The organism is Stutzerimonas sp. S1 (assembly GCF_025966695.1).
Lineage (GTDB): Bacteria > Pseudomonadota > Gammaproteobacteria > Pseudomonadales > Pseudomonadaceae > Stutzerimonas.
The window spans coordinates 856,581-868,078 of the sequence record NZ_JAOEIY010000001.1 but is presented as its reverse complement, the minus strand read 5'-3'; the positions used below and the strand labels follow the sequence as shown (position 1 = coordinate 868,078).

At 57.9% G+C, this 11,498-nt stretch carries 10 protein-coding genes; 5 read left to right on the top strand and 5 right to left on the bottom strand.

Annotated features, from left to right (window positions below; translation table 11 throughout):
• The 5 genes from N8H22_RS04005 to dnaA all read right to left on the bottom strand — a co-directional run.
• Positions 1–557: thioredoxin family protein (locus N8H22_RS04005; protein WP_264589308.1), on the bottom strand; the 557-nt coding region annotated here is incomplete at its 3' end.
• A 208-nt stretch (positions 558–765) separates the two neighbouring features.
• The gene (gene gyrB / locus N8H22_RS04000) at positions 766–3,183 is read right to left on the bottom strand and encodes a DNA topoisomerase (ATP-hydrolyzing) subunit B (protein WP_264589307.1); all 2,418 of its coding nucleotides are present in this window, start codon (positions 3,181–3,183) and stop codon (positions 766–768) included.
• A 4-nt stretch (positions 3,184–3,187) separates the two neighbouring features.
• On the bottom strand, positions 3,188–4,291 hold the full coding sequence (gene recF, locus N8H22_RS03995; protein WP_264589306.1) for a DNA replication/repair protein RecF: 1,104 nt from the start codon (positions 4,289–4,291) through the stop codon (positions 3,188–3,190).
• Between the two features lie 12 nt (positions 4,292–4,303).
• Positions 4,304–5,407 carry a DNA polymerase III subunit beta gene (gene dnaN / locus N8H22_RS03990; RefSeq protein ID WP_264589305.1) on the bottom strand — a complete coding sequence of 368 codons (1,104 nt, stop codon included), beginning with the start codon at positions 5,405–5,407 and terminating at the stop codon, positions 4,304–4,306.
• A gap of 33 nt (positions 5,408–5,440) precedes the next feature.
• On the bottom strand, positions 5,441–6,898 hold the full coding sequence (gene dnaA, locus N8H22_RS03985) for a chromosomal replication initiator protein DnaA (RefSeq protein WP_264589304.1): 1,458 nt from the start codon (positions 6,896–6,898) through the stop codon (positions 5,441–5,443).
• A gap of 514 nt (positions 6,899–7,412) precedes the next feature.
• Between dnaA and rpmH the strand changes: the two genes are divergently transcribed.
• The 5 genes from rpmH to mnmE all read left to right on the top strand — a co-directional run bounded on the left by rpmH (position 7,413) and on the right by mnmE (position 11,309).
• A complete protein-coding gene (rpmH, locus tag N8H22_RS03980; protein ID WP_003290924.1) occupies positions 7,413–7,547 on the top strand; it encodes a 50S ribosomal protein L34 in 135 nt (44 codons plus the stop codon).
• Between the two features lie 14 nt (positions 7,548–7,561).
• A complete protein-coding gene (gene rnpA / locus N8H22_RS03975) occupies positions 7,562–7,957 on the top strand; it encodes a ribonuclease P protein component (RefSeq protein ID WP_264589303.1) in 396 nt (131 codons plus the stop codon).
• A complete protein-coding gene (gene yidD / locus N8H22_RS03970; RefSeq protein ID WP_063540255.1) occupies positions 7,950–8,195 on the top strand; it encodes a membrane protein insertion efficiency factor YidD in 246 nt (81 codons plus the stop codon). Before rnpA ends, yidD begins: the two co-directional genes overlap by 8 nt.
• Before the next feature lie 2 nt (positions 8,196–8,197).
• Positions 8,198–9,865: a membrane protein insertase YidC gene (yidC, locus tag N8H22_RS03965; protein ID WP_264589302.1), complete on the top strand. Its 1,668-nt coding sequence runs from the start codon at positions 8,198–8,200 to the stop codon at positions 9,863–9,865.
• A 76-nt stretch (positions 9,866–9,941) separates the two neighbouring features.
• Complete coding sequence (gene mnmE, locus N8H22_RS03960; protein WP_264589301.1) at positions 9,942–11,309, top strand: tRNA uridine-5-carboxymethylaminomethyl(34) synthesis GTPase MnmE; 1,368 nt, start codon at positions 9,942–9,944, stop codon at positions 11,307–11,309.
• Positions 11,310–11,498: the final 189 nt, after the last annotated feature.

The following is an 11,498-nucleotide window of genomic DNA, read 5'->3' as shown; positions in this document are numbered from 1 at the left end:
TTCATGCGGCCCTGGGTGAACAGCTCGCCGTTGAGGTAGATGCTCGGCACCGACATGATCTGCCGCGCTTCGACTTCGTCCTGGAACAGCGCGCCGTCGATGGCGACGTGCTTGATGTTCGGGTTGAGCACGGCCATCAGGTTCAGCGCCTGGACCACGTCCGGGCAGTTCTGGCAGGACAGCGAGAAGTAGGTTTCGAACTGGTAGTCGCCGTCGAGCGCCTTGATCTGCTCGATCACTTCCGGCGCGGTCTTCGACGGGTGACCGCCGACCTGCAGCAGGGCCAGCACCAGCGAGGTGAACTCGTGGCCCATGGGGATGCCGGCAAAACGCAGGCTGATGTTGCCGCCAATGCGGTTGAGCGAGAACGACGGCTTGCGCGCATCGGCGCCGTCGGTCTTGAGGGTGATCTTGTCACTGAGGCTGACGATGTCCTGCAGCAGGCTCAGCATTTCCCGGGATTTTTCGCCGTCATCGAGGGACGCGACGATCTCGAAGGGCTGGGTGACCTTCTCCAGGTAGGCTTTCAACTGGGTCTTGAGATTGGTGTCCAGCATTAGTGATTACCCCGTAAATTCATGTGCCCTTGTGGGCGCGGTAAGGTGGATGACCGAATGACAGTAACCTTACGTTGAGAATGGAATTTCTCTAAATTGATTAATCCATTCGCCTCGATTTACTAGGGCTATATAAACAAAGAACCCCGGCCAAAAGCCGGGGTTCTTTGTTAGATGAACTGCGTGAAAAGGAGGGTGGAAAAGGGGCTCAGAAGTCCAGGTTCGATACCGCCAGCGCATTCGCCTCGATGAAATCCCGACGCGGTTCAACAGCATCGCCCATCAGGGTATTGAAGATCTGGTCGGCAGCAATGGCATCCTCGATGGTTACCTTCAGCATCCGACGTACAGCCGGGTCCATCGTCGTTTCCCACAGCTGGTCGGGGTTCATCTCGCCAAGCCCCTTATAGCGCTGCACGCTGTGGCGGCGAGTCCCCTCAGTCATCAGCCAGTCCAGGGCCTCCTTGAACGACGCGACCGCCTTCTTGCGCTCGCCACGCTGCACATAGGCACCTTCCTCAAGCAAGCTGTTGAGCTTGTCGCCGAGGGCGGTAACGGTACGGTAGTCGTTGCTGGCGAAGAAATCACGGTTGAAGGTGATGTAGCTGGCAAGCCCATGCGAGGTGATCGCCACTTCCGGCAGCCACAGATGGCGCTCCTTGTCCTCGCGCAGGCTGACGCTGTAGGTCAGCCCTGAGCGCTCGACTCCTTTGAGCAGGGCGGCATAGCGCTCGAGCCAGCTCTGCATGGCGGCCTGATCTGCCAGTTGCTCAACAGGAATACGCGGCAGATAGATGAAGTGCTCCGTCAGCTCCTGTGGATACAGTCGGGAAAGACGCTGCAGGGTCTTCATCACCGTACGGTAGTCGTTCACCAAGCGTTCCAGCGCCTCGCCAGCGAGGCCCGGTGCATCTTCGTTGACATGCAGACTGGCATCTTCGAGGGCGGACTGGGTCAGGTATTCCTCCATCGCTTCGTCGTCCTTGATGTACTGTTCCTGCTTGCCGCGCTTGACCTTGTACAGCGGTGGCTGGGCGATATACACGTAGCCGCGCTCGATCAGCTCCGGCAACTGGCGGAAGAAGAAAGTCAGCAGCAGGGTACGGATGTGCGAACCGTCGACGTCAGCATCGGTCATGATGATGATGTTGTGGTAACGCAGTTTCTCGATGTTGTATTCCTCACGGCCGATACCGCAGCCAAGAGCGGTAATCAAGGTGCCAACTTCCTGCGAGGAGAGCATCTTGTCGAAGCGTGCCTTCTCGACGTTAAGAATCTTGCCCTTCAGCGGCAGGATAGCCTGGGTCTTGCGGTTACGGCCCTGTTTGGCAGAACCGCCGGCGGAGTCACCCTCCACGATGTAGAGTTCGGAGAGTGCCGGGTCTTTCTCCTGGCAGTCGGCTAGCTTGCCCGGCAGCCCGGCGATGTCCAGGGCGCCCTTGCGGCGGGTCATCTCCCGCGCTTTACGTGCAGCCTCGCGCGCGCGCGCTGCATCGATCATCTTACCGACGACAGCCTTGGCTTCGTTCGGATGCTCGAGCAGGAAGTCAGCAAAATACTTGCCCATCTCCTGTTCCACTGCCGTCTTAACTTCCGACGAGACCAGCTTGTCTTTGGTCTGCGAACTGAACTTGGGATCCGGCACTTTGACCGAGATAATCGCCGTCAGGCCTTCACGAGCGTCATCACCGGTGGTGGAGATCTTGTGCTTCTTCGCCAGACCTTCCTGTTCGATGTAGTTGTTCAGATTGCGAGTTAACGCCGAGCGGAACCCGGCCAGGTGTGTGCCGCCGTCGCGTTGGGGGATGTTATTCGTGAAACAGAGAATGTTCTCGTTGAAGCTATCGTTCCACTGCAACGCCACTTCCACACCCACTCCATCGTCGCGCTGTACGTTGAAATGGAAAACCTGATTGACCGCCGTCTTGTTGGTGTTCAGATAGGCGACGAAGGCGCTCAAACCGCCTTCATACTTGAACAGCTCTTCTTTAGCACTGCGCTCGTCACGCAAGACGATGCCAACCCCGGAGTTGAGGAAGGAGAGCTCGCGCAGACGCTTGGCCAGGATGTCCCAGCTGAAGTGGATGTTCTGGAAGGTCTCTGCCGACGGCTTGAAATGAATTTCAGTGCCGGAGCCTTCGGTTACACCTACCGCAGCCAGAGGAGCCTGTGGCACACCATGTCGATAGACCTGTTCCCAGACTTTTCCGTCACGGCGTACCGTCAGCAACAGCTCTTCGGACAGTGCGTTCACCACTGAGACACCCACGCCGTGTAGACCGCCGGACACCTTGTAGGAGTTGTCGTCGAACTTACCGCCAGCGTGCAGGACGGTCATGATCACTTCCGCAGCCGAAACACCTTCTTCCTTATGAATATCAACCGGAATCCCGCGACCATTGTCGCGAACAGTGATCGACTCATCGGTGTGGATAGTGATGGAAATGTCGCTGCAATGGCCTGCCAGCGCTTCGTCGATGGAATTATCGACCACTTCAAAGACCATGTGGTGCAGGCCTGTGCCATCGTCAGTATCACCAATGTACATGCCGGGACGCTTACGTACGGCATCGAGGCCCTTCAGCACCTTGATGCTGGACGAATCGTACGCGTGATTTTCGCTCATACTTTCACTCCGGAGGGGCCGTGGTCTGGGTAACGCGCCCATGTTCCACGTGAAACATTGAGACTGGCGTTTCTACATGCCAGCCTGCTTGCAAAACGGTCGAATCAACACAGGTTATGAACACCTGACAATCCAGTTGCTCCAATAATCCGCACAGCGCCTGTCTATGCTGTTCATCCAGCTCAGACGGCAGATCGTCTACCAGATAGATGCACTGGCCGCGTTTAGCTTCGCTGACGAGGTGACCCTGGGCAATTCTGAGCGCGCAGACCACTAGCTTCTGCTGTCCGCGTGACAACACTTCAGCGGCACTATGTCCACCGATCCGCAGCCGTAGATCCGCACGTTGCGGCCCAGCCTGGGTATGACCGAGAGCACGATCTCGTTCCAGCGAAGCGCTCAGCACTTCTTCTAGCGAGCGCTCTTTATCCCATCCCCGGTAATAACTCAGCTGCAGGCCGTCCAGCTCTAAAAGAGCACTCAACGTACGTTCGAAGACCGGCTTGAACGTCTGAATATAATTCCGGCGATAACCGTCAATTTCCTCACTCGCGAGTGCCAGCTCTCGCGACCAGGCGACTTGCGAAGCGTCGTCCAGTGTACCACGCCGCAGCCACGAGTTCCGTTGCCGCAGTGCCTGCTGGAGGCGCTGCCAAGCTCCCAGGAAACGCTGTTCCACGTGGAACACACCCCAATCCAAAAACTGCCTTCGAAGCTTTGGCGCGCCTTCGAGCAAGCGAAAACTATCGGGATTGATCAATTGCAAGGGCAGCAGGTCGGCCAGCTCGGCGGCGCTGCGGGCGTTCTGTCCATCAATACGGATGCGCATCTCACCGCTGCGATCCCGTGCAACGCCCAACGCACAGCGCTGCCCGCCCGCCAACTGAACTTCTCCAAACACCGTACAGCTGGGTTGCTCGTAGGCAATTACCGGGGTAAGTCGCAGGCTGCGAAACGATCGCGCCAATCCAAGCAGGTGGACCGCTTCGAGCAAGCTGGTCTTACCGCTGCCATTGTCGCCGTGGAGGATGTTGATGCGAGGAGAGGGGGTAAGCGTCACCGGTTGCAGATTACGCACCCCGGTGACGGAGAGACGGCTGAGCGACATTAACGCGGAGGGTTACAAGCGCATCGGCATAACGACGTAGGCGGAGTCGTCGTTATCAAATTCCTGAACCAGGGCACTACTATTTGCGTCAGAAAGAATCAGTCGAATCTGGTCGGTAGTCATTACGCCCAGCACGTCGAGCAAATAACTGACGTTGAAGCCGATTTCAAGCGAACCACCGTTGTAGTCGACAACAACTTCCTCCTCTGCCTCTTCCTGCTCGGGGTTGTTGGCCTGAATCTTCAGTAGGCCATTCTCAAGCTGCAGACGAATGCCCCGATACTTCTCGTTGGAAAGAATCGCTGTACGACTGAATGCCTCGCGCAACAATTGGCGATCGCCCACTACCAGCTTGTCGCCGCCACGGGGCAATACCCGCTCGTAATCGGGAAACTTGCCGTCGACCAGCTTGGACGTGAAAGTGAACTCACCGGTGGTCGCACGAATGTGATGCTGACCCAAAACGATGCTTACCTGAGCATCCTGGTCGGTGAGTAGCCGCGCCAATTCGAGAATCCCCTTTCGCGGCACAATGACCTGATGACGGTCAGGTTGCTCGATCCCCGCCTGCATGGAACACATCGCCAAACGATGGCCGTCGGTCGCTACGGTGCGCAGTAAGCCGCTAGAAACTTCAATCAGCATACCGTTCAGGTAGTAGCGCACATCCTGTTGTGCCATGGCGAAACTGCTGCGCTCGATCAGCCGACGCAGTTTGCCCTGTTCGACACTGAAACCAAGCGAGCCAGGCCCTTCCTCGACGGTAGGGAAATCGTTGGCAGGAAGGGTAGACAAGGTAAAACGGCTGCGTCCTGACTTGATCAGCGCCTTCTGATCATCCAGTCGAATGTCGATGACTGCATCGCTCGGCAAGCTCTTGCAGATATCCATCAGCTTGCGTGCAGGAACGGTGATCTCGCCGGGTTCGGCGGCGTCTTCGAGCGCCACACGTCCAACCAGCTCGACCTCCAAGTCAGTACCGGTCAACGACAGCTGCTGTCCTTCTACAACGAGCAGAACATTGGATAGCACCGGCAAGGTTTGGCGCCGTTCGACAACGCCAGCAACCAGTTGCAGGGGTTTCAACAGGGCTTCGCGCTGAATGGTGAAATGCATGGTCTGGTCCCTTGCCTATTGGATGGTTCGCACTCAGGTGGTCAAAGTTCGGAGCAAATTCTTGTAGTCTTCCCGAATATCGGCGTCTATTTCCCGAAGTTCGGCGATTTTACGGCAGGCATGAAGCACCGTGGTGTGATCGCGACCACCGAACGCATCGCCGATTTCGGGAAGGCTGTGATTGGTCAGCTCTTTTGAAAGCGCCATTGCCACTTGTCGAGGACGGGCTACAGAGCGCGAGCGTCTTTTCGACAGCAAATCGGAAATCTTGATCTTGTAATACTCAGCGACCGTACGCTGAATATTGTCGACGCTCACCAGCTTATCCTGCAACGCCAGCAGATCCTTGAGCGACTCGCGAATCAGTTCAATGGTGATGTCCCGCCCCATGAAATGCGCATGGGCGATAACCCGTTTCAATGCACCTTCCAACTCGCGAACATTGGAACGAATTCTCTGAGCAATGAAAAACGCCGCATCGTGCGGCAGTTCGACTTTGGCCTGATCGGCCTTTTTCATCAGGATCGCTACCCGGGTTTCCAGTTCAGGAGGTTCGACGGCTACCGTGAGCCCCCAGCCGAAACGGGATTTGAGACGCTCCTCCAGGCCATCGATCTCCTTCGGGTAACGGTCGCTCGTCAGGATCACCTGCTGCCCGCCTTCAAGCAGGGCATTGAAGGTGTGGAAGAACTCCTCCTGGGAGCGCTCCTTCTTTGCGAAGAACTGGATATCGTCGATCAGCAGCGCATCCACTGACCTGTAGAACCGTTTGAACTCGTTGATAGCGTTGAGCTGCAACGCCTTGACCATATCCGCGACGAATCGCTCCGAATGCAGGTAGACCACCTTGGCATTGGGGTTCTTCTTGAGTAAGTGGTTGCCCACCGCGTGCATCAGGTGGGTCTTGCCCAGGCCGACGCCCCCATAAAGAAACAGCGGGTTGTAGCCATGCTTGGGATTGTCCGCTACCTGCCAGGCAGCGGCCCGCGCTAGCTGGTTGGACTTACCTTCAACGAAGTTCTCGAAGGTAAAGGTCCGATTCAGATAGCTGGTGTGCTTGAGGGCCCCCTCAACCTGCACGTTACGCGCAGGCTTGGCGGCATCCCCCGTAGGTTCGCTTTCGACAGCGACGGAGGATACCGGCTCGAATCTAGGTGCCGGTTCAGGTCCGGCCGGAGATGCGGCAACCGCGGGGGTAGCTTGCGCGCGCGCCGCCGCAGCGGAAGGCAGGGCAGCCGCGGCCGTACGCTTACTACCGATCAGCAGCGACAACGCCGGCGTCATTCCGCTCGCCCGTTCTGCAAGCAACTCGAGCAACCGTGAAAGATACTTCTCGTTGACCCAGTCGAGCACGAAACGGTTAGGCGCATAGACGCGCAACTCATCGCCCTCGCTCTCGACCTGCAGCGGACGAATCCATGTGTTGAATTGCTGAGCAGGCAGCTCGTCGCGCAATAGCTCCACGCATTGCTGCCAAAGTTCCACCGACACGGAAACTCCTATCGACACTGTCGAGGTAAGACGGCAGCCATTGTAGCGAGCAGACGGATGGTTATCCACAACTACCAGCAATCCCAATGGATGAGGGTTAGTCGTATATGTATGAAGAGATCTACAAACCGGCAGCGTAAGAGTTGTGGATAAGTATCCCTGAGATCAGTTGAGAGCCCTGTGCGAAAGCTCAGGTAGACACCATCTGTGGATATTCATCAGACTAATCCCCAGCAACCACACCGCTTGCGCACCGGGAGCGCACCCGTTTCGCACCAGGTTATCTTATGAATTTTCCTTTTAAAAACAATTATTTGAATTACTTATACACAAGACGACGTGTCACCATACATAAGCACTAGATTTAGAAAGCTTTTTTAATCTTTCTTTTTTCTTATCTTTTCCTGCCCAAGCGTTGGTTGGAAATTGACCTGACTCGGTTGCTTCTCTACAATCGCCGGTCTCTTAAAAGGGGGCCATTCCGGCCCGCAATGGATCACCAGGTAACCGCACCATGAAACGCACTTTCCAACCCAGCACCATCAAGCGCGCTCGTACCCATGGCTTCCGTGCCCGCATGGCCACCAAGAACGGTCGTCAAGTTCTGTCCCGCCGTCGCGCCAAAGGCCGTAAGCGTCTGACCGTCTGATATCGGAACAGGTAGTGAGTCGGGGCTTCGGCCGGGAAAAGCGTCTGCTGACTCCCCGCCAATTCAAGGCAGTCTTCGACTCCCCTTCCGGTAAGGTGCCTGGCAGGAACGTCCTGCTGCTGGCACGCGAGAACGATCTGCAACACCCCCGCCTTGGGTTGGTGATCGGCAAGAAAAGCGTCAAGCTTTCGGTGGAACGTAACCGCATCAAGCGGCAGATACGGGAAACCTTTCGCCACCACCAGCTGGAACTGGCGGGCTGGGACATCGTGATCATCGCCCGCAAGGGATTGGCTGATCTGGACAATCCCGAACTGGCGAAGCAGTTCGCCAAGCTCTGGAAGCGACTGTCACGCAACCCAGCCAAGACCGCCGTCGAACCTGGAGCCGCCAACAGCACCCATGCGTAAATTGGCCATCGCTTCGATCAAGGTCTACCAGTACGCCATCAGTCCGATGATGGCCAGTCACTGTCGTTTCTATCCAAGCTGCTCCTGCTATGCACTTGAGGCCATCGAAACCCATGGTCTGTTGCGTGGCGGCTGGCTGAGCCTGCGCAGGTTGGGGCGTTGCCACCCGTGGAACCCGGGTGGCTACGATCCTGTGCCTCCTCACAACACTTCCAATTCATCTCCGATGGCCGAGTAACCATGGATATCAAACGCTCGATACTGCTCGTAGCTCTGGCAGTCGTTGCCTACCTGATGGTTCTTCAGTGGAACCAGGATTACGGTCAGGCAGCACTTCCAGCAGCGACCTCTCAAACCCAGTCGTCCATGGCGGCGTTGCCGGAAAGCCCGTCGACGGCTGTCGAGGGCAATCATGAGGACGTACCCGCGGTAGCCAGTCAGCAACAGGCCAGCATCGTTGCGCCAGCTGTACCGAGCAGCCAGCTGATTCGCGTGCGCACCGATGTTCTGGACGTTGCCATCGACCCACGCGGCGGCGATATCGTCGAATTGAATCTGCCGAAGTATCCCCGCCGGCAGGATCATCCGGAGGTCCCGTTCCAGCTGTTCGAGCGGAGCAGCGAGCGGACCTATGAAGCCCAGAGCGGATTGATCGGCGATGGCCCTGACAAGGCCAGCGGTCGTCCGCAGTACAGCAGCGAGAAGAGCGAGTACCAGCTCGCCGAAGGTCAGGACCAGCTGGTTGTCGATCTGAAGTACAGCGCTGACGGCATCAACTACGTCAAACGCTTCACCTTCGATCGTGGCCAGTACGACCTGGCCGTGCGTTATTTGATCGACAACCAGAGCGACAAGCCCTGGACCGGTTACCTGTTCGGCCAGCTCAAGCGCGACAGCAGCGCCGATCCGTCCTCAAGCACCGCAACTGGCACCGCGACCTACCTGGGTGCGGCGTTGTGGACCAAGGACGAGCCCTACACCAAGGTTTCAATGGGCGACATGGACGACAAGAACCTGCGCGAAACTGTGCAGGGCGGTTGGATTGCATGGCTGCAGCACTACTTCGTTACCGCCTGGATTCCTCAGACAGACGATACCAACCTGGTCCAGACCCGCAAGGATAGCCAGGGCAACTACATCATCGGTTTCACCGGGCCGGCGGTCAGCGTGGCGCCAGGCGCTCAAGGCGAAACCGGCGCCACGCTGTATGCCGGTCCGAAAAGTCAGGAGAAGCTCGAGGAGCTTTCACCCGGCCTGCGCCTGACCGTTGATTACGGCATCCTCTGGTTCATTGCCCAGCCGATCTTCTGGCTGCTGGAAAACATCCATGCACTGCTGGGTAACTGGGGTTGGTCGATCATCGTCCTGACCATCATCATCAAACTGGCCTTCTTCCCCCTGTCCGCCGCCAGCTACAAGTCAATGGCCCGCATGCGAGCGGTATCGCCCAAGATGCAAGCATTGAAGGAACAGCACGGCGATGATCGCCAGAAGCTGTCCCAGGCGATGATGGAGTTGTACAAGAAGGAAAAGATCAATCCACTGGGCGGCTGCCTACCGATCATCGTGCAGATGCCGGTATTCCTGGCCCTGTACTGGGTACTGCTGGAAAGCGTAGAAATGCGCCAGGCACCTTGGATGTTCTGGATCACCGACCTGTCGATCAAGGATCCCTTCTTCATCCTGCCGATCATCATGGGCGTCACCATGTTCATCCAGCAGCAGCTGAATCCGACCCCGCCGGATCCGATGCAGGCCAAGGTGATGAAGCTCCTGCCGATCATCTTCACCTTCTTTTTCCTCTGGTTCCCTGCCGGCCTGGTGCTGTACTGGGTGGTCAACAACGTCTTGTCGATCGCTCAGCAGTGGTACATTACTCGGCAGATCGAGGGGGCCAAGACGGCCTGACCCGACCTTCGCTTGATGCAAAACGCCCCTTGATTGGGGCGTTCTGCTATTTACCCGTCGCCATTGGAGAACCGCCATGAGCCCAGTCCGCGAAACCATAGCCGCCGTCGCCACCGCTCCCGGTCGCGGTGGGGTCGGTATCGTCAGGGTCTCCGGCTCACGCGCCAAAGCGCTGGCTATAACCCTGAGCGGTCGCGAACCAACCCCGCGCCACGCTCACTACGGACCGTTCCATGCTGACGATGGTGAGGTTATCGACGAGGGACTGATGCTGTTCTTCCCGGGGCCGCATTCCTTCACCGGTGAGGATGTGTTGGAACTGCAGGGGCACGGCGGGCCCGTGGTACTCGACCTGTTATTACAACGCTGCGTGGAACTCGGCGCGCGGCTTGCGCGTCCTGGAGAGTTCAGCGAACGAGCGTTCCTCAACGACAAGCTGGATCTGGCCCAGGCCGAAGCGATCGCTGATCTGATCGAAGCGAGTTCCGCGCAGGCTGCGCGCAACGCGCTGCGCTCCCTGCAAGGCGAGTTTTCCCGCAGAGTCCATGGCCTCACCGAGCAGCTGATTCAACTGCGCATCTATGTCGAGGCGGCAATCGATTTTCCCGAGGAGGAAATCGATTTTCTCGCCGATGGTCATGTCCTAACCCAACTCGAAGCCGTTCGCGCAGAGTTATCCACAGTGCTACGCGAAGCCGGGCAAGGCGCGCTGCTGCGCGATGGCATGACGGTGGTGATTGCCGGCCGGCCCAACGCGGGGAAATCCAGCCTGCTCAATGCGCTGGCCGGCCGGGAGGCGGCGATTGTTACCGATATCGCCGGTACCACGCGCGACGTGTTGCGCGAGCACATCCTCATCGATGGCATGCCGCTGCATGTACTGGATACCGCCGGCTTGCGCGATACCCAGGATCAGGTCGAGCGTATCGGCGTTCAGCGGGCGCTAGATGCCATAGGCGAAGCAGACCGTGTGCTCTTGGTTGTCGATGCCTGTGCGCCTGAGTCCGCCGACCCGCTGGCCCTCTGGCCGGAGTTTCTCGACAGCGCACCCTGTCCCAGCAAGGTCACTGTGATCCGTAATAAAGCGGACCTCAGCGGCGATCCCATCGCACTGAGCGTAAGCAATGACGGTCTGGTGAGCGTGAGTCTGTGCGCGCGATCGGGCGAGGGCGTCGAATTGCTGCGCGAACATCTGAAGCATTGCATGGGCTATGAGCAGACCGCCGAGAGCAGCTTCAGCGCGCGCCGTCGCCATCTCGATGCGCTCCGTCTGGCTGACGAGTACCTGCACCACGGGCATGCCCAGTTGACTCAGGCAGGTGCAGGCGAGCTGCTCGCCGAGGATCTGCGGCTCGCCCAACAAGCTCTTGGCGAGATTACCGGAGCCTTCACTTCTGACGACCTTCTAGGCCGGATCTTTTCCAGCTTCTGTATCGGCAAGTAAACCCCGGCTAGGGGTAACCTCACTGTCCCGCCCCGCTCCAAAGGGGCAGCCGCTCGTGCCCCGTCGGTCTAAAAGCGTGCGGCTTCGGCGCGCTAAGCCCTGTGGAAAAGCATTCTTGAACCCAGTCGATAACCAGCTTTGAAAGCTGCGCGCGCATTCGGCTGTGCATAAACGTTGCTTTAATCCACA